Here is a 26,716-nt window from a genome sequence, read left to right as displayed (position 1 = left end):
CCATATCAAGACTTTCCATCCATCGGAATATGCATTACGAAACTCGCCCCCTGCCCGGGCAAACTCCTCACCCCGACCTTTCCACCGTGCGCCGTAACGATCTGGCGCACCAGCGCCAGACCCAGACCGTTGCCGGGTTGCTGGACCCCCTCAGCACGGTAATAGGGCTCGAAAATGCGCGCATGATCTTGCTCCGGAACGCCGCAACCCTCGTCACGCACGCTGAGCGACCAGTCGCGTCCATCACCGGCAAGCGCGACGCTGACCGGTGCATTCGACGGCGAATACTTGACGGCGTTATCGATCAGATTGCTCAGCGCGGTCAGCATGTACTTGCGGTCTCCGCGCATCATTGCAGGCACCGACGGCAACGCCGTGGCGATGTTCGGCCGTCCGGCCATTTCGGCGCTCAACCTGACCGCCTCTTCAACCACCCCGCGCAGATCAAAGCGCTCGCCTGCTGCAACAGGGTCACTGCCCGCCAGCCGATCGGCATTGAGATACTCGTCGATCAAGCCCTGCAGACGCCGGCTGGCCCGATGCAGCCGCTGGTGGCGCGCATGGATCTCGGGCGGCACGCCGTCCAGACGCGCCAGGTTCTGCAAGGTGAGGTCGATCGCCGCCAGGGGCGACTTCAGCTCGTGCGACACGAGCCCGAGCAACTGTCGCTGCTGCTCGCTCTCCTGCTCGACCGCCACCGCCTGACGCACGCGGCGATGCAGCAGGCAATACATCGTCAGCAACGACGTCATGAACACGACCAGCAGGGGCAGCGCCAGCCAGCTTTCCTGTTGCCCGTTCAGCAACGCCAGATGCAGGCCGATGATCAAGACGCACGCCGACACGGCACTGCCGAGCACACACAGCCATCGCCTGCGCGACGATTCACGGCACACCAGGACCAATCCGAACGGCAGCAGCCCGCAGGCCAGCAATACGCCGTTCCATACGGGGGAAGGCGGCGCCAGAAAATGTCCGTTCTGCAACGCACCGTGCGCCAGCGCCCAGAACTGTGTCCCGCTCATCACGCCGCTCGGCGTATTGACGCGGTCCGCAAACAGCGCAGTCTGACCAAGGAATATCGTCTTGCCACGCAGGCGCTCCGGGTCGAGGGCAGAGCCGGGCTTGCCGAGCGCAGCCTTCACCAGCGTCGAGAACGACAACAGCTGCACAGCCTCGACGTTGGGCGGGAACAACAGCCTGACCGACCCGTTCTCCGCCACCGGCCAATGCCTGCCATTCACGATCAACCCACCGGCCGCGGCCCGCTCCAGCACGGGCTGCTCGGCATCCTGCTGCAAGGTGGCCAGCACGGCAGACGGCAGATAACCGTCGTTGATCCGGTGCAGCAAGGGCACCCGGCGCAAAACACCATCCGGGTCATATTCGACGGAGAGCACCCCGACACGCGGCAGCCCTTCCCATCCCCGCAGCATCGGTGCCGGCAGGGCGACCGCGCCCCACGGCATCGACGGCACCGGCGACAACCCGGGCTGACGCCAGAGCACGCCCTCGGGCAAACCGGATGCGCCCTCCAGCCCGCCACGACCGCGCAAGGCGGCGGCCCCCAGCACAGCCTCGGGATGGCGCCCCAGCGCGGCCGCGAAGGCTTCATCCCCTTCGCGTGCATCGGCATAGAGGATATTGAAGAAGATGGCGCGCACCTGCATCTCGCCGAGATAGTCGAGCAGCAAGGCATAGATGCTTCTTGGATACGGCCAGGCGCCCAGATAGGGCTTCAGCTCAGCCAGCGATGCGTCGTCGATGGCAATCAGCAGCACGTCATCAAAGGACCGGGCGGGCACCGCCAGCTCATGCACCGAGTCCTGCAGCCATCCTTCCACTCGGGAGAAGAACGCGCTGCTTGCCGCCAGCAACACCACCAGCAACGGCACTGTCAGCATCAACCAGGGGCTGTCGAGAAAACGCCTCACCCAGGGTCGCAACGCCCGTGCCCGCTGCATGCTCAGAGCACCAGCAGAATCGGCAGAATCATCAACCACCAGGGCTCGGAATCGGACGGCCGTTCGATCTGCTGCGGCACGCCAAAGGGCCCGGCTACACCGTCCTGATCAATGGCTTGCACCCGCACATGCACCATCCGCTCAGCACCGGTCTCAAGACGGAAGCGGGGTTCGCGCACCTCCGCCTCCGCAATCAGGTCTGCGAAGTCGGCATCGCGGGCCACCTGCACCCGCCACGTCAGCCCGGGCTCACTGGCATGCCACTGCAGCACCGTGGCGTCCTCCTGCACTTCGCTTGCCCCAAGCGCCGGACCTTCAGGCAACAACATCTGGCTGAAGACATGCGTCGGACCCACCGGCCCCTGATGCCCCTTGCCGTCGATGCTCGCGAGGCGCCAGAAGTAATCACCCGGGGGAAGATCAATGCGTGCCTGGTTCTTGCGCAAGTCCGGCAGATCGACCAGCACCGGATCAAACTCCGCGTTCCCGGCAAGCTGCAATCGATAGACGGCGACGCCATGTGGCTGCGCCCAGCGCATCGTCACGTTGTCACCACGCATCCGCTGCCCGGCCTGCGGAGCCAACGCCAGCGGTGCCTCGGGCCGGGCAGCCAGTTCGAAGTCATGCAGGCTTTCGAGGCCTTCCAGGCCGTTCTCCATCACGGCGCGCACACGCAGCCGATACTGCCCGTCGGGCAGATCCGTCCAGCTCGTCGAAGGCGCATCGAGCACGGCATCAAGCAACAGCGCATCTTCATTGTCGATCGGGAATATCTGCGCCCGCCAGCGCGCCGCTTGCGACGAGCGCGGCCACGAAAGCCGTACGGGCAGATATTGGATCTTGCCTGGCAACCCGCTCAAGTCCGGTGCCGGAGCCAGTTTGATCGGCGCTGCAGGCGCCTGCCCGGGGCGCGCCAGCGTGCCGAACCCGGCGTCCAGCACGACCGGCTGGGCGACTCGCTCGGCGGTTGCGGCAACCCTGCCCTGCAACACCCCACTGCGAGCCGTGCCGTCAGCCGCCACTTCCGCCCTGAAGCGCGTGCCGCGCACGCCGAGATTGAGCGCTTTGCTCTCGATGCGGTACTGGCCGGCCGGCGCACGCTGCGTCTCGACCCGGCTCTCCAGATCGCCTTCATCGAGCCGGATGACCGTCTCTGCCATGCCCGTGCCGCGATAGCGGCTCAGCTTCGTGAACACCAACCGGCTGTGCTCCGAAACCAGCAGACGAGATCCGTCGACAAAGCGCAGACTGACGTTGCTGTCGCTCTCCGTAAGCAGCTCGTCGCCAGACCTCAGCATGTCGCCCAACACGACTTCGCTGGAAAGCGCGCCGCGGACGCGCTTGACGCGGCCGCGCACGTGAATCACCGTTGCCGATGCGGCTTCCAGACGCAACAGATGCAGCGGGATGCGGATGAATTCGCCCGGCATGAGCCGTCGGGGATCCGCCACCTGGTTCGCGGCCTGCAGTTTTGGCCAATCGTGCTGCCGCTGCAGATACTGGTCGGCGATTCCGATCAGCGTATCGCCCGGCTTCACGACGTATTGCCAGTCGCCTGCGGCGCAGACGGCGCACCAGGCCAAAGCAACGTAAAACAACAGGCAACGGATCAAATGCATCACAACAGGCTTCCCGCAGAATGGAGCGCAGTCCGGCCGCATCAACGGACGGCGGATAAACCGAAGATCGTACCAATTCCACCCCTCCCGAAAACTCACCAAAACGCACGAAACCGAGACGTTGTTGCGATAAACCCCCGTACTATTTCGACCGCTGTGACACTAACCTTCGCCCTCCGCCGTGCTGCCGCCCAAACCCGCCTTGCCCATGCATCATGACGGCATGACCGCTCCTGCAAGCCACACCGGGCGCTTCGCTCCGTCACCCAGCGGTCCGCTGCATTTCGGCTCGCTGGTCGCAGCGGCAGCGAGCTGGTTTGAGGCCCGTGCGTCCGGCGGGCGCTGGTTGCTGCGCATCGACGATGTCGACACCCCTCGTTGCGTGCCGGGAGCGGCCGAAGACATCCTGACTACATTGCAGCGCTTCGGGTTTGAGTGGGATGCCGCGCCGGTGTGGCAAAGTCATCGCAATGAAGCTTACCGCGCAGCCTTTGAGCAACTGCGCGCCGGCGGCCACCTTTTCCCGTGCGCCTGCAGCCGCAAGGAACTCGCAGACTCCGCACTCGCGCCGGACGGCTCACGGGTCTATCCCGGCACCTGTCGCGCCGGACTCCCCCCAGGCCGTGAGGCGCGCGCCTGGCGGCTGCGGGCACTGGGCACACTGGAGTTCGACGACGCCATCCAGGGCGCGCAACATGAAGACCTGGAGCGCGATGTCGGGGATTTCGTGGTGCTGAGGGCCGATGGCCTGTTCGCCTACCAGCTCGCGGTCGTCGTCGATGACTTCGAAGCGGGCGTGACGGACATCGTGCGAGGCGCCGATCTGCTGGCGTCCACTTCACGCCAGATCGCGCTCCAGCAAGCGCTCGGCCTCACGACACCGCGCTACGCACACGTTCCGGTGGTGCTGGATCACGCTGGCGACAAACTCTCGAAGCAGACACTGGCTCGCCCCATCAACAAGACGCCCCCCAGCGCCGCCCTGCACGCCGCGCTGGCCTTCCTGGGCCAGGATCCACCTCTCGAACTGGTGCGCGCGCCACTCGCTGAAGTACATGCCTGGGGGATGAAGCACTGGCTACTGGATGCCGTTCCGCGCACCTCAAGCGCGCCATTGCCCGCGGCTTTCGGGTCAGAATGACGCTCTTTCAAACCACAGGCCTGACCATGCTCCAGACTGATCAGCAATTGCACGACCTGCTCAAGCGCACGCGCAACATCGCCGTGGTCGGCATGTCCGACAAGCCCGACCGCCCCAGCCACTACGTCGCCCAGTTCATGCGCGAGCGCGGCTACACGATCATTCCGGTCAATCCGCAGTGCACCGAGATCGATGGCCTGAAGTGCTATGCGAGCCTGCGCGACATTCCGGGCCCGGTAGACATGGTCAACGTCTTCCGCCGCCCCGACGACATTCCGCCGATCGCGCAGGACGCGGTCGCGATCGGCGCGAAGAGTCTGTGGATCCAGCTCGGGCTGGTCAGCGCCGAGGCCGAAGCCATCGCCGAGGCGGCCGGGCTGGCCGTGGTGATGGACCTGTGCATCCAGGTTGAGTACGCGCGGCTGTTCGAATCACCACACAGCTGAGCCGGCGCTCAGTGCCGGCCGCGAAAACCGGCCAGACCGACGACCAGACGCACGAACTGATAGGCCAGCCAGGACAGCGTGCGCCGCAGGCGCGGCAGGCGCTTCCAGTCTTCCGGGCGCAGCTCGGTGGCGCCGACCTGCATCGCACGCCCGAGGCTCTCGCGCAGCTCGGCAGCGAAGCCGGCGTCTTCCACCACCACGTTGGCCTCCCGCGCCAGCAGCAGGCTGAACGGGTCGATGTTGCTCGACCCGACCGTGGCCCAGCGCCCGTCGACCACGGCCACCTTGGCATGAAGAACGCTGCGGTGGTACTCGAACAGACGAATGCCATGCCCCAGGAAGTACGGGTACAGGGCACGCGTGGCATAGGCCAGCGTCGGGTGATCCGCCAGGCCCTGCAGCAGCAGCGTCACGCGCACACCACGGGCGGCGGCATCAACCAGCGCCTGACGGAACAGCCGACCGGGAAAGAAATAGGCGCAGGCAATGGTGATGTCTTCGGCCGCACCGTGAATGGCGTCCAGATAGGCGTCCTCAATGTCCCGCCGATGTCCGAGGGTGTCGCGCACCACAAAGGCCGCGCGCATGTCACCGACCGTTTTCGGTCTGCGTGCAGGACGCCGCGGAGCCGCCCCGCGTTCACGCAGGTGAGCCCAGGACACCAGCCACCACAGGTGGCGCACGGCATGCACGATGGACGCGACCAGCGGCCCCTCTACACGCACGGCATAGTCAAAACGCGGATGCGGCGGGCCGCCATCGCGGATGTCATCAATGATGTTGATACCGCCGACCCACGCCACGCGCCCGTCGATGGCAACGATCTTGCGATGCAGGCGGCGCAGCCGGTGACGACGAAAGCGCCAGCCGCCTACCTCGCGCCGATACACCAGCACCTGCACGCCGTCGGCCTCCAGGCCGCTCATGATGCTGTCGACGAAGGGGCGTGCGCCAAACCCATCCACCAGCACACGAACCGTCACGCCACGCTGGGCCGCACGACGCAGGGCGTCGGCAACGCGCCGGCCGGTAGCGTCGTTCTCGAACACATAGGTTTCCAGGTGAACTTCGCGCGTGGCCTCGGCAATGGCGGCCAACACATCCGGAAAGTAGGCCTCGCCGTTTTCCAGCAGCACCACGCGGTTGCCGCTGACCAGACTGCTCACGCCGCCAGCTCCAGCGAAGCGGTGAGCGGGGCGTGGTCGGAGATCTTGCCCCAGATGGCTCCGGCATGAACCTCGGCGGACTCGATCTCGAAGCCGCGCACATAGATGCGATCGAGCCGCAGCACCGGAATTCGGCTCGGGTAGCTGCGCGCCGGCCGACCGCGAAAGACTTCGACCAGCCCCAGGCGTTGCGCCAGTTGCGGCTCGGCACGATTGAGCCAGTCGTTGAAATCACCTGCGATGATCAATGGCGCGTCCGCCGGCACGATACGCTCGATGCGCTCGGCCAGCGCCGCCATCTGGCGCCGCCGGCTACCGCCAATCAGGCCCAGATGCACGCAGAAGCAATGCGCAGTCTGCGGCCCGCCGGGCAGATCGACCTCGCAATGCAACAGGCCGCGCTGCTCGAAGCGATGGTCGGAGACGTCCTGGTTGTACGACGAGACGATGTCGAAGCGGCTCAGGATGGCGTTGCCGTGATGGCCGTGGTCATACAGCGCGTTCTGTCCGTAGGCGGTCTGGTGCCAGTGGTCGTCGGCGAGGAATTCGTGTTGCGGGTTGGCAGGCCAGTTCAGGTGCGCAGCTTCATGGCGCAGGTTCATGCCCTGCACTTCCTGCAGGAACACCACGTCGGCATCGAGCGCACGCAGGCGCTCACGCAGATCGTGAATGACCATGCGCCGGTTGAAGTGGGAAAACCCCTTGTGGATGTTGTACGTGCAGACCTTGAGCTTCATTTACGCACCCGGGCGGCCAGGGAGGCGCCCGCGAACGGGCCGTTCAGGACACCTCCAGCATGCGATCGAGGGCAAGGCGGGCAAGCTCCGCTTCGTGCTCGGGCACGCTGATACGGTTGACGACGTTTCCGTCCGCAAGGTTCTCCAGCGCCCAGGCCAGATGCTGCGGGTCGATGCGCTGCATGGTCGAGCACATGCACACCGTGGGCGCCATGAACTGCACCATCTTGCCCTCAGGCCGCATCTCCTCAGCCAGGCGGCTGACCAGGTTCAGCTCGGTGCCGACCAACCACTTGGTATTGGCTGGCGCGGCCTGGATGGTGTTGATGATGTATTCGGTGGAACCGACGTGATCCGAGTTGAGGCACACCTCGAGGCTGCTCTCCGGATGCGAGATCACGAAGCCGTCCGGGTGCTGCATGCGCCAGCGGCGGATGTGGCTCTCCTGGAACATCTGGTGCACCGAGCAATGACCCTTCCACAACAGGATCTTCGCCTTGCGAATCTGTTCGTGGGTGAGGCCGCCGTATTCCAGATCAGGGTCCCACACCACCATCTCGTCGGCAGCGATGCCCTTCTTGTGACCGGTCCAGCGCCCCAGGTGCTGGTCCGGAAAGAACAACACCTTCTCGCGCTGCGCGAAGGCCCAGTCGAGAATCTTCGGCGCGTTGGTCGACGTACACACGATGCCGCCGTGCTCGCCGCAGAAGGCCTTCAGGTCAGCCGCGGAGTTGATGTAGGTGACGGGCGTGATGAGCTCATCCGGCGTACCGAGTACCTCCGCCAGCTCACGCCAGCAGCGCTCGACCTTGGCCAGACTGGCCATGTCGGCCATCGAACACCCGGCCGCGAGGTCAGGCAGGATGGCCATCTGCTGCGGCTTCGACAGAATGTCCGCGACTTCGGCCATGAAATGAACGCCGCAGAACACGATGTACTCGGCATCGGTTTGCGAGGCGAGTTTGGCCAGGCGCAGCGAATCGCCGGTGAGGTCGGCGTGGCGATACACATCGGCGCGCTGGTAGTGGTGACACAGCAGCACGGCGCGACTGCCCAGACGGGCGCGCGCGGCGAGGATGCGCTCCTGCGCCTCGTCGTCCTGCAGCTGGTTGAAACGATCAAAGCGGATGATGGCTTGCGTCATGATTTTCCCGGATGCCTGATCAGCCCTGAGTCCAGGGCAAGCCTGCGTGGCGCCAGCCACCGACACGATTGCGCTGGCCGTTGGCGTCGCGATCGCCCTCAAAGCCTTCGAGGATATTGTAGGCTTCGGCATAACCGGACTCGGCGGCCAGCCGTGCTGCCTTGTCCGATCGCCCGCCCGAGCGGCACAGGAACATGACCAGCGCTTCGGAATCCACTTCGCGCTGCAGTTGCTGCGCAAAGACCGGATTGGGAGCGCTGCCCGGATAACTCAGCCACTCGATTTCAACCGCGTCGGGCACGCGCCCTACCCAATCCCACTCCGCCCGCGTACGCACGTCGACGAGTTTCGCGCCCGGCGCATGTTGCAGCACTTCCCAGGCTTCCGTCGGCGTGAGAGCTCCGGCATACGGCAGGCCCAGACGTTCGGCGCGTTCGCGCGCCAGACCGAGGATTTCGTTCAATTTGCCCATGACCGTGATCAGACTAGAATCGAAACCCGCAATTATACGCCGAAGAGCCCACCATGGCCCGTAGCGCCTCCCCCCTGCACCGCACACAGACGCACGAAGGCCAGCGTTCCCGGGGCATTCAGCGCGCAACCCTGGTGGCCATAGGCACCAACATGGCGCTTGCCGTCGGGCAAATCGTGGTCGGTGTATTTGCCAACGCCTTCAGCCTCGTCGCCGACGCTGCGCACACGCTCTCCGACCTGTTCACCGATCTGCTGGTGCTGTTCGCCGGCCGACAGGGGGCCGAGCCGGCCGACGCAGACCATCCCTATGGTCACGGTCGCTTCGAGACCGCTGCAGCGCTGCTGCTTGGCCTGGTGCTGTGCGGCGTTGGGCTGGGCTTCCTGCTCGCATCGGGCAATCGCCTGCAGCACATGGAAGAGGCGCCGGCCCTGCACATGGCCGCGCTGTACATGGCTGTTGCCACACTCTTCGCCAAGGAAGGGCTGTTCCGTTTCACACTGGCCGCAAGCCGCCGCCTGAAGGCCCCGGTGCTTGAAGCCAATGCCTGGCACGCTCGCTCCGACGCAGCATCCTCGCTGGTCGTGGCCGTCGGCATTGGCGGCAGTCTGGCCGGCTACCCATTTCTTGAGCCGCTGGCCGCTGCCCTGGTCGGCTTTCTGATCCTGCGCATCGGTGTGCGGCTGGGCTGGCGCGCCATGCGCGAGCTGATCGACACGGGCCTCCCGGCTGACCAGGTCGCACGCATCCGCAGCACGGTCCGCGCAACGCCGGGCGTCGTCGGCAGTCACGACATGCGCACCCGGCGCATGGCTGACCGCGTGCTGTGCGACACCCACATCATGGTCGATCCCTACATCTCGGTATCCGAAGGCCACCGCATATCGGACAGCGTGCATGCAGCCATCCGCAAAGCCCACCCCGAGGTGCGTGACATCCTCGTACACATCGACCCCGAAGATGACCACCTGCTGCAGAACGCCAGCGCCGGCAAGCTGCCGGACCGCGAGCAGGTCACGCACGTCATCGGCCAGCTCCTGGCCAACGATCAGGCTCAAGCCATCCGGGTGCTGCTGCATTATGTCGGCGGGCGGGTCGAAGCCGAGGTGCTGCTCGATGCCGACAGCGCGATTGACCTGGATACCGATGCACTGAAATGCCGCATCGACGAATGGCTGAAAACGCACCCGGAGTACCGTTCAATCACCTTTTTCGTGCAGCGCGCACCATGATGATGCAAACTATTCCGTGCGATGCATCATCATGGTGCATACGGAGTCCGGCACGGCTCCGGGCTTCATGGATTCGACGCCGCTGGCCGCAAGCGCCATCTTGCGTATCTGCCACAGCAGATTGAGCTTTTGCGAATCCCCGAAACCAACGACATCGGGGACAGCATGACACCGCACTACGCAGGAAATCTGGCACGCAAACTGCTTTGAAGGACGCGGGGAAGTTACAACGCGCCCACCGATTCGCATCTTTTCACCAGGAGTGGATATGAATTCTCAAGAAGTCATGAAGCTGATTCAGGAAAACGAAGTCCGCTTCGTTGACCTCCGTTTCACCGACACCCGCGGCAAGGAACAGCACGTCGGCCTGCCGGTGTCCGCGTTCGAAGAAGAACACTTCGAGCACGGTCACCCGTTCGACGGCTCCTCGATCGCCGGCTGGAAAGGCATCCAGGCTTCGGACATGATCCTGATGCCGGACGCCAGCTCGGCCTACATCGACCCGTTCTATGACGAAACCACGCTGGTGCTGACCTGCGACGTCATCGAGCCGTCCGACGGCAAGGGCTACGACCGCGACCCGCGCTCGATCGCCAAGCGTGCCGAGGCCTATCTGAAGAGCACCGGCATCGGTGACACCGCCTACTTCGGCCCGGAACCCGAATTCTTCATTTTCGACTCGGTCGAGTGGTCGGTCGACATGTCGGGCGTGAGCAGCAAGATCATCTCGGAAGAAGCTGCCTGGTCCACCGCCGACAAGTTCGAAGGCGGCAACACTGGTCACCGTCCGAAGGTCAAGGGCGGTTACTTCCCGGTCCCGCCGGTTGATTCGCTCAACGATATCCGCGCTGCCATGTGCCTGGCGCTCGAGTCGGTCGGCATCCCGGTCGAAGTGCATCACCACGAAGTCGCCAACGCCGGCCAGTGCGAAATCGGCACCAAGTTCAGCACGCTGACCCAGCGCGCCGACTGGACGCAGGCGCTCAAGTACATCGTGCACAACGTGGCCCACCAGTACGGCAAGACCGCCACCTTCATGCCGAAGCCGATCGTTGGCGACAACGGTTCGGGCATGCACGTGCACCAGTCGATCTGGAAAGACGGTCAGAACCTGTTCGCCGGCAACGGCTATGCAGGCCTGAGCGAGACCGCGCTGTACTACATCGGCGGCATCATCAAGCACGCCAAGGCGCTCAACGCCATCACCAACCCGTCGACCAACTCGTACAAGCGCCTCGTGCCGCACTACGAAGCGCCGATCAAGCTGGCCTACTCGGCACGCAACCGTTCTGCTTCGATCCGTATTCCGTACGTCGCTAACCCCAAGGGTCGTCGTATTGAATCGCGCTTCCCGGATCCGGCTGCCAACCCGTACCTGTGCTTCGCCGCGCTGATGATGGCCGGCCTGGACGGCATCCAGAACAAGATCCACCCGGGCGATCCGGCCGACAAGAACCTGTACGACCTGCCGCCGGAAGAAGACGCACAGATCCCGACCGTGTGCTTCAGCCTGGATCAGGCGCTGGCCGAACTGGACAAGGACCGCGAGTTCCTGACCCGTGGCGGCGTGTTCTCCAACGACTTCATCGATGCCTACATCGAGCTCAAGTCCGAGGACGTCAACCGTCTGCGCGTCACGACCCACCCGGTCGAGTTCGACATGTACTACAGCCTGTGATCGTTTCTGCGATTCGGCAGTAAGCAAAAGGGACGGGCATTGCCCGTCCCTTTTTTATGGGTTCTAATCGTCATGCATGTACCGATGCACTCGACCGCAAGCGGCACGCCGGGCCCTCGACGGATGAACCGTTCGGCCAGCGCGCACGTCACAGCAACTGCGGCGAACACACGGAACCCTGATGACCAGAACAGCACTGTTACTGCTCGGCCTGCTGATTTCCACTGCAGCCCAGGCCACCGTCTACAAGTGCGTAGACGATCGCGGTCGGACGACCTACACCAACGACCGTACGCTGGTGCGCGGCTGTCAGCCCATGACCGGCGATCAGCCGGTGTCATCGGTACCGGCACGTGCAGCCCCTTCGGAATCCTCCGCACCCCCACGCCCGGCCACCACGCAGAGCAGCTTTCCGCGCGTCTCGTCGGAAGACCAGAAGGCCCGCGACAGCGCCCGCCGCGAAATCCTCCAGAACGAACTGAAGAACGAGCAGGAAGCGCTTGCGGCAGCACGCACCGAGTTCAAGGTTCAGGAAGAAACCTTTCCGCCCGAGGAGCGCAACGTGGGCGGCGGCATCAACGGTGCCAAGCGCAATGCACGATTGCAGCAGTACACCAATCAAATCGAACTCCACGAACGCAACATCGAATCCCTGCAGCGGGAGCTCTCCCGCTTGCGGTGAGTTTCGGCGCGTGGCCTGGATTTTGCTTTGATTGAGCAAAACATCAGGCGAGGAAACATGCCGAACACCGCTTCACACCACAAGCTCGACGGCCCGTTCGCGGGCCTGGATCTGCTCTCCTCCGCGGTAGTGCTGACCGACCACCAGCGGATCATCCGTTACCTCAATGCCGGCGCGGAGAACCTCTTCGCAATCAGCCATCGCAAGCTGGTCGGCATGCCGCTGCACAAGCTGCTTGGCAAGTCACCCACGCTCGACGCAGCCCTCGACAACGCGCTGGACCTGAACTGGAGCTACACCGGGCAGGACATCAAGGTCCCGCGACCGGACGGCGAAGCGCTGCGACTGGACTGCACCGTCACACCGGCCGAAGCCGACGGCGTGGCGCTGCTGCTGGAGTTCCGCCCCATCGACGCGCAACTGCGCGTGGCGCGCGAGGAACAGTTGCTGCAGCAGCAGCAGGCCAACCGCGAGCTCATCCGCAACCTTGCCCACGAGATCAAGAACCCGCTCGGTGGCATCCGTGGCTCGGCGCAACTGCTTGAACGCGAGCTGACCGACCCGGTGCTGCGCGAATACACCGAGGTCATCATTGCCGAGGCCGACCGCCTGCAGGACCTGATGAACCGCCTGCTCTCGGCCCACAGCATCATGCGTCCGGCGCAGATCAACATGCACGACGTGCTCGAACGCGTGCGCCGGCTGATTCTCGCCGAGTTTCCGCAGGTCACGGTCAAGCGCGACTACGACCTGAGCCTGCCCGAACTGACTGCAGACCGCGAGCAACTCATCCAGGCCATCCTCAACATCACACGCAACGCCGCGCAAGCCATGGACGGCGACGGCGAGATCCTGCTGCGCACGCGCGTGGCACGCCAGGTCACGCTGGCCAAGCGCCGCTTCAAACTGGCACTGGAATTGCAAGTGATCGACAACGGCCCCGGCATCCCGGATGAGATCCTCGACAAGATCTTCTATCCGCTGGTCTCGGGGCGCGAAGGCGGCAGCGGTCTGGGCCTATCGATCGCGCAAAGCTTTGTGGAGCAACACCAGGGAATGATCGACGTACAGAGCCAACCCGGCCGCACGTGCTTCACCCTCCTGCTGCCGATTTCCAACCGCGCATAGGGCTTGCCCAACGCGCACCAGAATAGTGCATTGATCATGAATACCGTCTGGATCGTCGATGATGACCGCTCCATCCGCTGGGTGCTCGAAAAGGCCTTGTCGAGAGAGGATATCGCTCATGAGAGCTTCACCTCGGCGAACGACGCCATCGCCGCGCTCGAGGAGACTCCGCACCCGCCCAGCGTGCTGATTTCGGACATCCGCATGCCCGGACGCTCGGGCCTTGAGCTGCTGCAGCGGATGAAGGCCGAACACCCCAGCGTGCCGGTCATCATCATGACCGCCTACTCCGACCTGGACAGCGCCGTATCGGCCTTCCAGGGCGGCGCCTTCGAGTATTTGCCCAAGCCCTTCGACGTCGACCAGGCGCTTGCGCTGGTACAGCGGGCACTGGAGCAGAGCACGCACCAGAGCGGTGCAGAGGCCGAAGCACCGGTCGCCCCCGAGATCCTGGGGCAGGCTCCGTCCATGCAGGAGGTGTTCCGGGCGATCGGGCGTCTGGCGCAGTCACACGCCACCGTGTTGATCAACGGCGAATCGGGCGCCGGCAAGGAGCTCGTCGCCCGCGCCCTGCACCGCCACAGCCCGCGGCGTGACGCGCCTTTCATTGCCATCAACACCGCAGCCATTCCGCGCGATCTGCTCGAATCCGAACTCTTCGGCCATGAGCGTGGGGCCTTCACCGGCGCAGCGGCCCAGCGCCGCGGGCGTTTCGAACAAGCCGAAGGCGGCACGCTGTTTCTCGACGAGATCGGCGACATGCCCGCGGAACTGCAAACGCGCCTGCTGCGCGTGCTGTCTGACGGGCATTTCTACCGCGTCGGCGGCCAGCAACCGATCCGCGCCAACGTCCGCGTCATCGCCGCCACTCACCAGGATCTCGAAGAGCGCGTACGTCAGGGCCTGTTCCGCGAAGACCTGTTCCACCGCCTCAACGTCATCCGCCTGCGCCTGCCGCCGCTGCGCGAGCGCAAGGAAGACATCCCCATCCTGGTACGTCACTTCCTGCAGAAAAGCGCCCAGGATCTGGGCGTCGACGCCAAACGCATCTCCGAGGCGGCGCTGCGTCATCTGCAGGGCTTCTCCTTCCCCGGCAACGTGCGGCAACTCGAGAACGTCTGTCATTGGCTCACCGTGATGGCGCCTGGGCAGGTCGTCGATCTGGCCGACCTGCCGCCCGAATTGCGCGACCAGCCCAGTACCGCCCCCTCTGCTGACTGGACCGAAAGCCTCGCGCGTGATGTCGACCGCATGCTGGCCAATGCGCCCGGAGAGGTGTTCGAGAAGCTGTCTCACAGCTTCGAACGCACGCTCATTCGCCGTGCGCTGGTCGCCACCGGTGGGCGCAAGATTGAAGCCGCACAGCTGCTTGGCATCGGACGCAACACCATCACGCGCAAGATCCAGGATCTCGACATCGAAGACGTCCGGCACTCCGCCTCGCTCGAAGCCGAGCACGGCGACTAGCCAAGGCAAGGCGCCGTGACGCACTTGGCCGGGCAGCCGGGCTTGGCCGATAATGGCGCTTTCCATCCGAGTCCGCCGGCGTGCCCCCTTTGCTCTCCATGCACCGCGTTGCCGACCTCCTCGGCGACGCGGCGGCACATTTCTCACTCGAATGCGTAGACGAATGCGCCTCGACCAATGACCTTCTGAGCGCACGCGCGCCGACGGATCACGCCATTCAGCTTGTGCTGGCGCACCGCCAGAACGCTGGCCGCGGCCGTCGCGGGCGGACCTGGCTTTCACCCGCCGGACAGGGGCTCACATTTTCCTGCGCATGGCAGCTGCCTGCCAACGCCCCTCCGCCGAGCGGGCTTTCGTTGCTCGTCGGCCTCGCCCTGGCCGAAGCCGTGGAAGCGCTCGGCGCACGCGAAGTCGCCCTCAAATGGCCCAATGACGTACTCTGCGACGGGCAAAAACTGGCCGGCATTCTGGTCGAGTTGGTCTCCGGGCAGCAACGCGCAAAGCGCGCGATCATCGGCATTGGCCTCAACCTGCGCGCAACACCCGACGCACTTCCGCCAGGCGCAACCGCGCTGCAGCAGCATGTTGGCCGACTGGCCACCGACGAAGAGGTACTCAGCATGGTGCTGAAATGCTTGCACGCGCGGCTGCTCGACTTCAGTGCAGGGGGCTTCGCAGCCGTGCGCACGGCCTGGCAGTCGCGCGACTTTTTTGCCGGACAAGCGGTACGCATCTGCAGCGAAACCGGCGAGCTGCGTGGTGTCTGCGACGGCGTGGCTGACGATGGTGCGCTGCTGCTGCGTGAAGCCTCTCGCACCCACCGCATCCTGTCAGGCGAGGTTTCACTGAGGGCCTCGGCATGAGACTGCTTCTGGACGCAGGCAACACACGGCTCAAATGGGCGGTCGTCGACGGCGAGCAGTGGCTGGAGGAAGGCGCGCTTGCGCACGCAGAGGCCGACGCACTGCACGACACGCTGAACCGCTTCCCCGGACTGACGCAAGCCCTTGGCGTCAACGTCGCAGGCGAAGCCTGCGGGGCCGCGTTGCAGGAGCGTGCTCACGCTCACGGCATCACATTGCGCTGGCTGCTGGCCTCGCCCAGTCTGTGCGGTGTGACCAATCTGTATGAGCAGCCCGCTCAGCTCGGCCCGGATCGCTGGGCTGCCCTGGTTGGCGCCCGCGCCTTGCATGCGGGGCCGGCCATCGTGGTGTGCGCCGGCACAGCGACCACGATTGATCTGCTCGACACACAGGGTCGCTTCCACGGCGGCCTGATCCTGCCCGGCGAGCAACTCATGCGTCGTTCCCTGGCGCGCGACACGGCCCAGCTTCCGCTCGCCGACGGCGACCCGCAGGATCCCCCGCGCAACACGGTCGATGCCATCGTAACGGGGTGTCTGTACGCCCAGACCGGCGCCATCGAACGCATGTTCGCCCGCATCGCAGCCGAAAAAGATGCGCTGTGTCTGCTGGCAGGCGGCAATGCACTGCGCCTGGAGCCCCTGCTGTCGATTCCCGTGCGCCGCATCGAAAACCTCGTACTGCGCGGGCTCGCCGTGGCAGCCACCGCCTGTGACGCCACTCGTGGCTGAGCCAGCGCGCAAACCAGGCGTCATGCGTTAAAGTGCGCGCATGTCGCTACGGTCGTTGCTACTCATCTTGCTGCTGCTCAATCTGGTCGCCTTCGCGGGCGGACACATGGGCTGGCTGGGCCACTCCGAACTGCGCGGCGAGCCCGAGCGCCTGACCAACCAAATCCGGCCCGACGCAATGCAACCCGGAGTTCGCCCGCCGGCCAGCGCCACGCAACGCTCGAACACCCGCACAACCATCCCGCTCGCGGCGGACAGCAGCAAGGCCCAAGTTTCTCCGCCCTCCGCCCCACCCTCCCCGCCGGTCGAATCCTGCATCGCGTACGGCATCATCGGACGCACGGCACTCGCCCAGGCCACGGCCGTGGCAGAAAACCATCGAAATACCGTCACGCTCAAACAGCAAACCCTTGATGAGCCTGCCAACTGGCGCGTACGCATCCCGCCCGCAGCCAGCGCCGAAGCCGGCGAACAACGCCTGGCCACCCTGCAACAGCGCGGCGTGTCCGACATGTATCTGATCCGCGGCGAAGGTCCCAACCGCTGGTCTGTGTCGCTCGGCCTGTTCTCGTCAGAGGCCGCAGCAGAACAGCGGCTCCAGAACCTGCGGGCGCAAGGCGTCAACAGCGCCGAGATCATCCCCGGCACGATCGGCCGCTACCGGATCGAGTTGCGCGGCCCCGAGGCCTCGCTCGATTCCGTTTCGGCTGAGCTGAAGACAAGCCTGGGACCTGACGCGCGCGAGACCTGCTCGCCGTGACCATGGCGGATCGCCCCTACATCGTGGGTCTCACCGGCGGTATTGGCAGCGGCAAGAGCGCTGCGGCCGAGCGCTTCGCCGCGCTTGGCATTGAAGTGATCGATACCGATGCAATCGCCCACGCGCTGACCGGCCCAGGCGGTGGCGCCATCGCGGCCATCCGCAAGGCATTCGGCGATGCGCTCATCGACGACAGGGGCGCCCTGGATCGCGCAGCCATGCGTGCCCTGGTGTTTGCCGACCCGGACGCGCGCAAACGCCTTGAGGCCATCCTCCACCCGCTGATCCGCACTGAAAGCGCACTGCGCTGCCACGCCGCGACGACCCCTTACGTTGTGCTGGCCGTTCCGCTGCTGATCGAATCGGGACATTGGCAACAACGTTGCGACCGGGTCTGCGTCATTGATTGCCCGGAGGACGAGCAAGTGCGCCGCGTCACCGCGCGCAGCGGTCTTGCCGCGGAGCAGGTGCACGCCATCATGGCGACCCAGGCCATCCGGAACACACGCCTGGCTGCAGCCGACGATGTCGTCGACAACAGCACGGATCTCCCCGCCCTGCATCGCCAGATCGACGCACTGCACAAACGTTATCTCGCTGCAGCAAAGGCCTGAAGCTGCGGGCCTGACGGTCGATTTCGCTGTGCTATCATCCTTGGCTGAAACACAGGCAGCAAGCCACAAAAGGACCGGGCGCGAAGCAGTGATCAGCTACGAATACCCACTGAGCGAACGCATTCGCACTCTGCTGCGTCTGGAAGACCTGTACGCCCGGCTCGCCTACTTCTGCCGCAGTGACGGCCCGCATGAACATCACGTGGCGCTGCTGACTTTGTTCGACGTCCTGGAAGTCGCCGGACGCACCGAACTCAAGGTCGATCTCATGCAGGAACTGGAGCGCCAGCGCCAGATCCTCATGGCCTTCCGCAACAATCCCGAGATTTCCGAGCAGGCGCTGGACGGCGCGCTGTACGAGATTGAACAGGCCTCATCCTCGCTGCAGGCCATGGCCGGCAAAGTTGGCCAGTACCTGCGCGAGAACGAGTGGCTGATGGCCATCCGCAGCCGTGCAGCGATTCCTGGCGGGGTGTGCCAGTTCGACCTGCCCTCTTACCACTACTGGCTCAGCCGTGACGCCGTATCAAGGCGGCATGATCTGACAACATGGTCCACCCCCATGCTGCCGATCCGCGACGGGCTCACCATTGTGCTGCGGCTGCTGCGCGCCAGCGGGCATACCGAATCACTGGTGGCGCGCCACGGCTGCCATCAGCTCGCCATGACCGGCCGCACAGCACAGCTGGTGCGCGTGAGCATTGAAGGGGGCGGTCAGGTTGTCCCCGAGATCAGTGCCAACAAGTTCGCACTGAACATCCGCTTCCTGTGTCCGGAAACCCTTGCACGCCCGCGTCCGACCGAACGCGACGTGCAGTTCGGACTGACGTTCTGCAGCATCTGACATGCCCGATACAAAGCAACTGACCGTCAAGTGCCCGCAATGCGGCACGCTGGTGAAATGGGAGGCGGCCAGCAAGTACCGACCCTTCTGTTCGCAACGCTGCCGCCAACTCGATCTCGGCGCCTGGGCCTCCGAAGAGTACAGGGTTGCGGCAGACGCCCCACCCGACGACGATCAAGAACCTCCCCGCGACAACTAGGCGCGCCAGGCCGAACGGATGCTGGCAACGCCGTGCGCGCCATGCGCGCGCGCCTCGTCCACATCCTCGGCTGACAAGCCCCCCAGACCAAGCACCGGCATCGGCAGATCCGCCGCCAACGCGGCAAAGCGCGCCCAACCGATTCCGCTCGCGCCAGGATGGGTCATCGTCGGCCTGACAGGTCCGAGCAGTGCGTAATCCAGTCCCAGCAACGCCGCGCGCTCAAGCTCCGGACGGTCATGGCAAGACGCTCCGACCCATTCGAAATCCGGCCGGGACGCGGCGCCCGCAAGATCGCTGCTTTTCAGGTGCACGCCATCGGCCCCAGCCGCTTTTGCAACATCGAGCGCACCATTGACGACCACGATGGCGCGGTGCTCGCGCGCACGCGCGAGCGTCTCGCGGGTGAAGTGCAGCAGCGCATCCGGCGGCATGCCTGCCTCGCGGATCTGGATCAGCCGCAGACCGCCGGCCAGCGCCGCGTCCACCCGCCGCAACTGTTCATCAGCTCCGATTTCCAGTGCGTGCGTAATCCCCATGAACGACGGCAAACGCAGCGCCTTCAACACCGGCCCGTTGGCCGGGAGCATGGGGCCAAGCTCGCACGCCTCGGCAAGCTGCCACGACAGCGCGTCGTGCACGTGATCGTTGATTTCGCCATCCCACTGCGTGACGCGAAAGAAACGCAAGGTCACGCAGGCGTGCTCATAGTCGTGCCGGCGCACGATCCAAGGCTCCAGCGCCTTCACACGGATACCCAATTCCTCGTCGAGCTCGCGGATCAGTGCGGCCGCGGCATCCTCGCCCGGCTCGACCTTGCCGCCGGGAAACTCCCAGTATCCGGGGTAGAAAGTGCCTGGCGCGCGACGCCCAAGCAAGAACGAGCCATCGCTGCGGACGATGACGCCCGCAGCCACTTCCACACGCTTGCTCACGGTCACACCAGGCCGGCGCGGCCGGCGTAATCACGTGCGAACTGTGTCGCCACGCGGCCCGAACGCGAGCCGCGCTGCAAGGCCCATTGCAGCGCCTCCGCACGTGCCGCCTCGATGGCCTTGCGATCCAGCCCATAGGCCTTGAGCCAGTAGGCCACGATCTGCAGGTACTCCTCCTGTGAGAACGGGTAGAAGGAGATCCACATGCCGAAGCGCTCGGACAACGAGACCTTCTCCTCGATGGCCTCTCCCGGATGGATCTCGCCGCCGACGTGGCGCGTCTGCTGGTTCTCGTCGTGGTACTCGGGCATCAGGTGCCGGCGATTGGAGGTGGCGTAGATCAGCACATTGTCGGGCAGCGCCGAGATCGAGCCGTCCAGCACGCTCTTGAGCGCCTTGTAGCCAGGCTCGGCGTCCTCGAAGGACATGTCGTCACAGAAAACGATGAAACGCTCGCTACGGTCCTGCACCATTTCGATGAGATCAGGCAGATCGATCAAATCGTCCTTGTCGATTTCGATCAGACGCAGCCCCTTCTTCGCGTAGGCGTTAAGCAAGGCCTTTACCAGCGAGGACTTGCCCGTGCCGCGGGCACCAGTCAGCAATACGTTGTTGGCGTAGCGCCCCTCGACGAACTGACGGGTATTGAGCTCGATGCGCTCCTTCTGGTCGTCGATGTCACACAGATCCTTGAGCCGGATCGGATGCGGGTGCGTCACCGGCTGCAGCCAGGTGCGTCCTTCGCGACGTCGCCAGCGGAAGGCGATGGCGGATTTCCAGTCAGGCTCCTGCGCCGCGGCGGGCAACATGCGCTCAACCCGTTCGAGCAACTGCTCGGCTCGGGCCAGGAAACTTGCAAGTTCATTCATCAGCGTTCTCGTCCTGTTGCTTGTTCTTGCGTCGTGACGGCAGCGTGAACCATACGATGAGCAGCAGCAGGATCAACGCAACTGCGGCTTCCAGCAGAATCACCCACATGTTCGCTCCCCTGGGCATCGGACGGCCCGTATACTGTCGTTGCGCAAATTGCCGAGTTTACCCGAAGCCCACATGAATCCATTCTTCCTGCGCGCACTGCTGCCCTTCGCCGTGCTGCTGACTGCAGCTCCGGCCGTCGCCAATCAATGCCCGACCCCACCGGCCTGCCCGGTTTGCCCTGTGTGCCCGTCCGCCGAGCAGCCCCCTCCGCCCGCGGCAGTCCCGCTGCAGGAAGGAACCTGGGCCGATCTGACCGACTGGTCGTCAGACAGCCATGCAGAAGCCTGGCCCGCACTGCAGCGCAGCTGCTCGGTACTCGCCAGACGCGCGGGCTGGGGAGATGTTTGCGCCGCCGCCGCCGCACTCGGCGACTCGCCGTCCAACCGCCGGGTACGCAATTTTTTCGAGAAGCACTTTACGCCCTGGACCGCAGTCAATCCCGACAGCACGCGCGAGGGCATGGTCACGGGCTACTACGAGCCGGTCATCAAGGGCAGCCGCAGCCCCTCCGCAAACCACCGTTGGCCGGTGCACGCTCCGCCCGCCGACATGATTTCGGTTGAGCTGGCGGGGCAACAGCCCGATCTGCGCCACATGCGTCTGCGCGGCCGCCTGGTCGGCAACCGCCTGGTGCCCTACTGGACGCGCGGCGAGATCGCGGCGATGGGCGATGCCTTTCCGGCCAAGACCCTGTTCTGGGCCGCAGACGCACTGGATCTGTTCTTCCTGCAGGTGCAGGGTTCGGGGCAGATGGAGCTCGATGACGGTACGCGGGTGCGCATCGGCTATGCCGACCAGAACGGCCATCCCTATGCTTCGATCGGGCGCTGGCTGATCGAACGTGGCGAACTGGAACTGGATCGGGCGTCCATGCAGGGCATCCGGCAGTGGGCGCGCAACAACCCGCAGCGGCTTGAGGAGTTGCTCCACGCCAACCCGAGTTACGTTTTTTTCCGCGAGCTGCCGCCGGCCAACGAAGGCCCCATCGGTGCGCTGGGTGTGCCGCTGACCGCTGGGCGCAGCATTGCTGCCGACCCCCGCTACGTGCCGCTGGGCGCTCCGGTGTTCCTCGACACCACCCATCCACTGTCGGAGCGGCCGCTGCGCCGGATCATGATGGCGCAGGACACCGGCAGCGCCATCCGTGGCGTGGTGCGCGCCGACTTCTACTGGGGGACGGGACCGGAGGCCGGAGAGCAGGCCGGACGCATGCGCCAGCAGGGGCGCATGTGGGTGTTGCTGCCGAAGGGAATGCAGCCCGGGGGATGATGATGGTGGCCGGGTAGTCCGGCCACCCGACTTACTTCTTCACTTCCGCGAACACTTTCTCGAGTTGCGGACCCTGCAGGAAGCCCCCGACACGACGACCATCGGCAAAGAACAGCGTCGGCGTTCCCTGAATGCGCAGCTTTCGGCCGAGCGCGACGTTGGCCTGCACCGCTGCGGTGTCACACTTGGCCGTCGGCGGCGTCTTGTTGTCGAGGATCCATTCATTCCAGACCTTGGACCGATCACTTGCGCACCAGATGTTGTTCGACTTGGCGACCGAATCCGGCCCGAGCAGCGGATACAGGAAGGTGTAGACGGTGATGTTGTCCATCAGAGCCAGTTCGGCCCCGAGGCGCTTGCAGTAACCGCAGTTCGGATCCTCGAAGGTCGCAAGCACACGTGAGCCATCGCCGCGCACCTGCTTGATCGCGTTCTCAAGCGGCAGGATCGAAAAGTCGATCGCGGAAAGCTGGTTGCGGCGCTCGTCGGTCACATCGACGCGACGTGCGGTGTCGATGATGCGCCCGTCAATGATGAATCCGACCTTCTCGTCGGTGTAGAGCAGGTCACCGCTTTTAAGCAACACCTCGTACATGCCGGCATAAGGCGTCTTGCGAACCGACTCCACCGCCGAATCGCCGATGAAGTCATTCATCGCCTTCTTCACTGCCTGCTCATTGGCCTGCGCCATGCTTGCGCCCAGCAGTGCGGTCGCGCACAACACCGTGCGCAGCTTGTTGATCGACATGCAGTTCTCCGTTTCAGAATTTGCCGTTTGTCGCGTAGCGGACAAGAGCGTTGGTTAGGACCGGCAGCCGCGCGGTAAGGTTCATGCCCTGATTGCGCAGCTTGCGCACGACCGGACTATCGGTGGCGAAAAGGTGATTCAACGCGTGTGTCAGCCCCTGCAGCAAGGCCGGCTCCTCGGCACGCGCGCGCGCATAGGCGCGCAGTACGGCAAGCTCACCTGGATCGCGCCAGGCAGGCAATTCTCCCAGATGCTGGGCCAGCTCCGCGGCGTCGCTGAAACCAAGATTGATGCCGTGGCCGGACAAAGGGTGAATGGCGTGGGCCGCATCGCCGATCAGAGCCAGCCGGGGGCGAACCGTCTCGCTGACGCGCAGCAATCGCAGAGGAAAGGCCGCCGGCGCCCCTTCCGGCTGCATCGCACCAAGCTCGTGCTCCCCAGCCTCAGCGACCCGCTGCGCGAAGTCCTCCGGGCTGAGCGCGAGGAGGCTTTGGGCATGCGCCTCGGGCGTAGACCACACGATCGAGACGCGGTTGTCCGGCAACGGCAACCATGCCAGCACACCATCGTCCCGAAACCATTGCCGTGCGATGTTGCGATGCGGTTTCTCGCAGCGGAAGTTAGCAACCACTCCGAGCTCGCCATACGGCGAAACCGTGGCCTGGATGCCGGCCTGTTCCCGCACCCAGGAATTGGCGCCATCAGCAGCAACCACCAACCTGGCGCGCAAGTTCCGACCGTCATCAAGAAGCAGCACGGCACCCGCATCACCAATCTCCAGCGCCGCCGGACTGGCCGGACACAGCAGTTCGACATTGTGTTGACGTCGCAACGTCTCCCACAACTCGAGATGCATCTGCGAGGATTCGACGATCCAGGCCAATTCGCCGAGCCCGGCATCATAGGCGGTGAAGTCGAGGCGCCCGCCGGCATCACCGTGAATGGCCATGCCATCCAGCGCCACCGTGCGGGACTCATCAAGATGGCTCCAAATGCCGATACGCTCGAGAAACGCCTTGCTGCCGGGACTGACCGCGTAGACACGCTGATCCCAGCCTTGCGGGCGAACCGGCGGGCGGGTCTCGACCAGCGCAATGCGATGGCGGCTGCCGCGCAAGGCCACCGCCAGACTCGCGCCGGCAAGCCCTCCTCCAACGATCAGGACATCACATTCCATGCTCGGACACCACCGGAAAACCGGCCCATTCTGCCCGAGCACCGCATGGAAGTCACTGAAGCGGATGAATCAGACCGAAGTCGTCTGTTTGGCTGGAACCCGTGCGGCGTCAGCCTCTCGCGCCGAAGCAGCCGCGGCGGCCAATGCCTCATCTGCCAGGGCCATGTCGCCCCAGCGCACGACTTCGATGCGCCCGTCCATGTACTCGACGACCGCACTGCAGGTGTCCACCCAATCCCCGCAATTGAGGTAGCGCACGCCGCCCACATCGCGATCCGCCGCCCAGTGGATGTGGCCGCAGATCACGCCATCCATTCCACGTTGCCGCGCTGCATGAACGATTGCATCCTCGAAGTCGAAAATGAAGCTGGCGGCTTTCTTGACCTTCTGTTTGGCGTAGCCGGCCAGCGACCAGTAACCCGGCCTTCGAAACAGACGACGCAGTTTGGAAATGAGCAGATTGACGCGCACCAACGCGTTGTAGGCCACGTCTCCGAGCACGGCGACCCAGCGATGATGACGCGTCACCTGATCATATTCATCACCATGAATCAGCCAGTACTTGCGGCCGTCCGCCGCAACGTGGACCCAGTCGCGCTCGACGCGTATGTCGCCAAATGACACACCGGCATACTCGCGCAAGGCCTCGTCATGATTGCCGGGAATGAAGATCACTTCGGCACCGTGACGTGCCCGGCGCAGGACCTTCTGCACCACCGTGTTGTGCGACGCCGCCCACTGGATGCTGCGATTCATCGCCCAGAAATCGACGATGTCTCCGAGCAGGTAGAGGTGGTCGGCTTCATACTCGCGCAGAAAGGCCAGCAGGCGGTCCGCCTGGCATGCACGAGTTCCAAGATGCACGTCTGAAATGAATACCGCACGGACCTGGGTCATTGCGCCTCCTTCCAGACTTCGAGCAAGGCGGCCGCAAAGCGATCATTGATCGCGCCCCAATCCAGCGTGAGCGCCGTTTCACGAGCCTGCTCACCGATGGCTGCGCAGCGCTGTGGCTCGCCAATCAAACCTCTGGCCGCAAGAATGAAGGCCTCTTCGTCATCAAAGGCTGCCAGCACCCCGTTCTCGCCATTGCGAACCACGTCCGCGGCTGCCGCATAGTCATAGGCCACCACGCACAGACCGCTGGCCATTGCCTCCAGGGTCACATTACCGAAGGTCTCAGTGACGCTCGGAAACAGAAACAGATCCGCCGAAGCATAGTGACTCGCCAGATCCTCGCCGGTGCGCATGCCAGCAAACACACAGTCAGGGTTGTCCCGCGCAAGCGCAGCGCGCATCGGGCCATCTCCGACGAGGACGAAGCGCGCCTTCGGGTTCTGTGCCTGCATCACCCGGAACGCCTGCAAGGCCAATGGCAGATTCTTCTCGGCGGCAAGGCGCCCCACGTACAAAACAACCGGAGTGTCTGCCGCTGCCTTCCACGCCTCGCGTAACGCCGGGTCGCGCCGCGCGGGGTCGTACAACTGGGTATTCACCCCGCGGGCAACGACGTCGACCGCACGATATCCCTGCTCTGCGAGATCGGCCGCCATGGCCAAAGTCGGCACAAAGGTCCGAGCAGTCCGGTTGTGGAAGCTGCGCAAGTAGGCCGAAACCGGCCTGCGCAGCCAGCCGACGCCGTAATGACGGCTGTAATGATCGAAGTTGGTATGGAAATCCGACGTTACAGGGATACGCAGCTTGCGTGCAGCCGAGACCGCGCTCCAGCCCAGCGGCCCCTCGGTGGCGACATGCACGAGATCGGGACGTTGGCGCTGCCAAAGCTTCAACAACCGGGCTCGTGCTGGCAGTCCGAAATGCAGACCGTCATAACGCGGCAACTTCCAGCCCTTCGCCAGCACTTCATCAAAATCGGGTTCGGTCTGCGGCTCATCATTCGCCGCTTGACGGGGGCGGATCAACTGCACGCGATGCCCACGTTCGATCAGCCCCTCGACCATGCAGCGCAGTGTCATTGCGACACCATTGACCTCTGGAGGATAGGTCTCCGTAACCAGCGCTATGCGCAGACCGGGATCATTCCAGAATTCCTGTGCATCAAGAGTGTCGACATTCATGGCATCGCAGCTTAGGCCGCGATGAATACAGAAGCATGACGACTTGATGCCTTTTGCGTTACAGAGGCTACAGCAACAGGACAAGTCCCCATACCGTTGCCAGCAGAAGCAATGCGAGCAGCACTGCAGCGCTCCCGATGTCTTTGGCGCGCTTTGCCAGCAGGTGCTCATCAAGTGAAATGCGATCCACGGTCGCCTCGATGGCCGAATTGATCAGCTCTACCAACAAGACCAGCATCACGCTTCCGACCAGAAGAGCCTTCTCTACCCCGTTCTCGCCAAACCAGAAGCCGGTCGGGATCAGAACCAGCGCCAGCAGCAGTTCCTGGCGGAATGCATCCTCATGACGATAGGCCGCCGACAGACCATCCAGAGAGTAATGAAAGGCATTCCAGATGCGCCGGAAGCCTGACTTCCCTTTATGCGGACTTTCCATCATGCCAACTCGCCGGTTGATCGCAATGCCGTCGATCATGCCAGCTTTCGATGACAGCGGCACTGCATTCATGGGGTTGTACTGCTGAGCATGTATGTGTCGTGGACGCAAAAAAGCCCGCTCTGTTTGAGCGGGCTTTTTTGCATATGGGGTTAGTCTGACGATGACCTACTTTCACACAGGTATCTGCACTATCATCGGCGCGGGC

Annotated in this window: 27 protein-coding genes; 14 read left to right on the top strand and 13 right to left on the bottom strand. The window is 64.3% G+C overall.

The features are described 5' to 3' along the window. Positions 1 to 5 precede the first annotated feature (5 nt). Positions 6 to 1,964 (bottom strand): CHASE2 domain-containing protein, encoded by a 1,959-nt coding sequence (locus tag AC6H0R_RS10410; RefSeq protein WP_497581302.1) that lies wholly within the window; start codon positions 1,962 to 1,964, stop codon positions 6 to 8. Positions 1,965 to 1,966: 2 nt separating this feature from the next. Then, positions 1,967 to 3,682, bottom strand: a complete 1,716-nt coding sequence (locus AC6H0R_RS10405) for a FecR family protein (protein WP_497581301.1) — start codon at positions 3,680 to 3,682, stop codon at positions 1,967 to 1,969. Between the two features lie 124 nt (positions 3,683 to 3,806). Here AC6H0R_RS10405 and gluQRS point away from each other — a divergent pair, with 124 nt between their 5' ends. Continuing rightward, positions 3,807 to 4,724, top strand: a complete 918-nt coding sequence (gluQRS, locus tag AC6H0R_RS10400; RefSeq protein WP_497581300.1) for a tRNA glutamyl-Q(34) synthetase GluQRS — start codon at positions 3,807 to 3,809, stop codon at positions 4,722 to 4,724. 26 nt (positions 4,725 to 4,750) lie between these two features. After that, complete coding sequence (locus AC6H0R_RS10395) at positions 4,751 to 5,170, top strand: CoA-binding protein (RefSeq protein WP_497581299.1); 420 nt, start codon at positions 4,751 to 4,753, stop codon at positions 5,168 to 5,170. A gap of 8 nt (positions 5,171 to 5,178) precedes the next feature. Here AC6H0R_RS10395 and clsB read toward each other — a convergent pair whose 3' ends face one another. From clsB to AC6H0R_RS10375, 4 genes are read right to left on the bottom strand one after another with little or no spacing between them, the layout of a single operon-like run. Then, positions 5,179 to 6,336 (bottom strand): cardiolipin synthase ClsB, encoded by a 1,158-nt coding sequence (gene clsB, locus AC6H0R_RS10390; RefSeq protein WP_497581298.1) that lies wholly within the window; start codon positions 6,334 to 6,336, stop codon positions 5,179 to 5,181. Beyond that, positions 6,333 to 7,073, bottom strand: coding sequence for an endonuclease/exonuclease/phosphatase family protein (locus AC6H0R_RS10385; RefSeq protein ID WP_497581297.1), 741 nt, complete (start codon positions 7,071 to 7,073; stop codon positions 6,333 to 6,335). Before AC6H0R_RS10385 ends, clsB begins: the two co-directional genes overlap by 4 nt. Before the next feature lie 43 nt (positions 7,074 to 7,116). Then, on the bottom strand, positions 7,117 to 8,217 hold the full coding sequence (nadA, locus tag AC6H0R_RS10380; protein ID WP_497581296.1) for a quinolinate synthase NadA: 1,101 nt from the start codon (positions 8,215 to 8,217) through the stop codon (positions 7,117 to 7,119). 19 nt (positions 8,218 to 8,236) lie between these two features. Continuing rightward, entirely contained in the window at positions 8,237 to 8,689 is a 453-nt protein-coding gene (locus tag AC6H0R_RS10375; protein ID WP_497581295.1) for a rhodanese-like domain-containing protein, read from the bottom strand. A gap of 53 nt (positions 8,690 to 8,742) precedes the next feature. On the opposite strand from AC6H0R_RS10375, the gene AC6H0R_RS10370 reads away from it, so the two are divergent. The 11 genes from AC6H0R_RS10370 to AC6H0R_RS10320 all read left to right on the top strand — a co-directional run bounded on the left by AC6H0R_RS10370 (position 8,743) and on the right by AC6H0R_RS10320 (position 18,887). Then, entirely contained in the window at positions 8,743 to 9,921 is a 1,179-nt protein-coding gene (locus tag AC6H0R_RS10370) for a cation diffusion facilitator family transporter (protein WP_497581294.1), read from the top strand. Positions 9,922 to 10,189: 268 nt separating this feature from the next. Then, positions 10,190 to 11,599, top strand: a complete 1,410-nt coding sequence (glnA, locus tag AC6H0R_RS10365; protein WP_497581293.1) for a type I glutamate--ammonia ligase — start codon at positions 10,190 to 10,192, stop codon at positions 11,597 to 11,599. Between the two features lie 181 nt (positions 11,600 to 11,780). Then, positions 11,781 to 12,281 (top strand): DUF4124 domain-containing protein, encoded by a 501-nt coding sequence (locus tag AC6H0R_RS10360; RefSeq protein ID WP_497581292.1) that lies wholly within the window; start codon positions 11,781 to 11,783, stop codon positions 12,279 to 12,281. A gap of 57 nt (positions 12,282 to 12,338) precedes the next feature. Continuing rightward, a complete protein-coding gene (gene glnL / locus AC6H0R_RS10355; RefSeq protein WP_497581291.1) occupies positions 12,339 to 13,409 on the top strand; it encodes a nitrogen regulation protein NR(II) in 1,071 nt (356 codons plus the stop codon). Positions 13,410 to 13,445: 36 nt separating this feature from the next. Beyond that, complete coding sequence (gene ntrC / locus AC6H0R_RS10350; RefSeq protein WP_497581290.1) at positions 13,446 to 14,876, top strand: nitrogen regulation protein NR(I); 1,431 nt, start codon at positions 13,446 to 13,448, stop codon at positions 14,874 to 14,876. Between the two features lie 80 nt (positions 14,877 to 14,956). Next, positions 14,957 to 15,739 (top strand): biotin--[acetyl-CoA-carboxylase] ligase, encoded by a 783-nt coding sequence (locus tag AC6H0R_RS10345; protein ID WP_497581289.1) that lies wholly within the window; start codon positions 14,957 to 14,959, stop codon positions 15,737 to 15,739. Continuing rightward, positions 15,736 to 16,470, top strand: coding sequence for a type III pantothenate kinase (locus AC6H0R_RS10340; RefSeq protein WP_497581288.1), 735 nt, complete (start codon positions 15,736 to 15,738; stop codon positions 16,468 to 16,470). Before AC6H0R_RS10345 ends, AC6H0R_RS10340 begins: the two co-directional genes overlap by 4 nt. A gap of 67 nt (positions 16,471 to 16,537) precedes the next feature. Further along, on the top strand, positions 16,538 to 17,230 hold the full coding sequence (locus tag AC6H0R_RS10335) for an SPOR domain-containing protein (RefSeq protein WP_497581287.1): 693 nt from the start codon (positions 16,538 to 16,540) through the stop codon (positions 17,228 to 17,230). Between the two features lie 2 nt (positions 17,231 to 17,232). Beyond that, a complete protein-coding gene (coaE, locus tag AC6H0R_RS10330; protein WP_497581555.1) occupies positions 17,233 to 17,844 on the top strand; it encodes a dephospho-CoA kinase in 612 nt (203 codons plus the stop codon). Between the two features lie 88 nt (positions 17,845 to 17,932). Next, the gene (gene zapD, locus AC6H0R_RS10325; protein ID WP_497581286.1) at positions 17,933 to 18,688 is read left to right on the top strand and encodes a cell division protein ZapD; all 756 of its coding nucleotides are present in this window, start codon (positions 17,933 to 17,935) and stop codon (positions 18,686 to 18,688) included. Position 18,689: 1 nt separating this feature from the next. Continuing rightward, entirely contained in the window at positions 18,690 to 18,887 is a 198-nt protein-coding gene (locus AC6H0R_RS10320; protein ID WP_497581285.1) for a DNA gyrase inhibitor YacG, read from the top strand. Here the strand turns inward: AC6H0R_RS10320 and AC6H0R_RS10315 are convergent. Together AC6H0R_RS10315 and AC6H0R_RS10310 are read right to left on the bottom strand one after the other, a co-directional pair. Continuing rightward, the gene (locus AC6H0R_RS10315; RefSeq protein WP_497581284.1) at positions 18,884 to 19,822 is read right to left on the bottom strand and encodes a Nudix family hydrolase; all 939 of its coding nucleotides are present in this window, start codon (positions 19,820 to 19,822) and stop codon (positions 18,884 to 18,886) included. The two genes, AC6H0R_RS10320 and AC6H0R_RS10315, sit on opposite strands and share 4 nt — an antisense overlap. A 2-nt stretch (positions 19,823 to 19,824) precedes the next feature. Further along, positions 19,825 to 20,691, bottom strand: coding sequence for an ATP-binding protein (locus AC6H0R_RS10310; RefSeq protein ID WP_497581283.1), 867 nt, complete (start codon positions 20,689 to 20,691; stop codon positions 19,825 to 19,827). A 181-nt stretch (positions 20,692 to 20,872) separates the two neighbouring features. Between AC6H0R_RS10310 and mltA the strand changes: the two genes are divergently transcribed. Continuing rightward, positions 20,873 to 22,069 (top strand): murein transglycosylase A, encoded by a 1,197-nt coding sequence (mltA, locus tag AC6H0R_RS10305; protein WP_497581282.1) that lies wholly within the window; start codon positions 20,873 to 20,875, stop codon positions 22,067 to 22,069. 31 nt (positions 22,070 to 22,100) lie between these two features. Here mltA and AC6H0R_RS10300 read toward each other — a convergent pair whose 3' ends face one another. From AC6H0R_RS10300 to AC6H0R_RS10280, 5 genes are all read right to left on the bottom strand, one after another. After that, positions 22,101 to 22,817: a DsbC family protein gene (locus tag AC6H0R_RS10300; protein ID WP_497581281.1), complete on the bottom strand. Its 717-nt coding sequence runs from the start codon at positions 22,815 to 22,817 to the stop codon at positions 22,101 to 22,103. Positions 22,818 to 22,830: 13 nt separating this feature from the next. Further along, positions 22,831 to 23,994: a UbiH/UbiF family hydroxylase gene (locus AC6H0R_RS10295; RefSeq protein ID WP_497581554.1), complete on the bottom strand. Its 1,164-nt coding sequence runs from the start codon at positions 23,992 to 23,994 to the stop codon at positions 22,831 to 22,833. Between the two features lie 69 nt (positions 23,995 to 24,063). Continuing rightward, entirely contained in the window at positions 24,064 to 24,891 is an 828-nt protein-coding gene (locus AC6H0R_RS10290; RefSeq protein ID WP_497581280.1) for a UDP-2,3-diacylglucosamine diphosphatase, read from the bottom strand. Beyond that, a complete protein-coding gene (locus AC6H0R_RS10285) occupies positions 24,888 to 26,072 on the bottom strand; it encodes a glycosyltransferase family 4 protein (protein ID WP_497581553.1) in 1,185 nt (394 codons plus the stop codon). The genes AC6H0R_RS10290 and AC6H0R_RS10285 overlap by 4 nt, the downstream gene beginning before the upstream one ends. A 67-nt stretch (positions 26,073 to 26,139) precedes the next feature. Beyond that, positions 26,140 to 26,508 carry a diacylglycerol kinase gene (locus AC6H0R_RS10280; RefSeq protein WP_497581552.1) on the bottom strand — a complete coding sequence of 123 codons (369 nt, stop codon included), beginning with the start codon at positions 26,506 to 26,508 and terminating at the stop codon, positions 26,140 to 26,142. Positions 26,509 to 26,716: the final 208 nt, after the last annotated feature.

The sequence above is a fragment of the Pseudazoarcus sp. NS36 genome (genome assembly GCF_059703705.1).
Note: the sequence above shows the minus strand (reverse complement) of the source record. Positions and strands in the feature narration are given on the sequence as shown.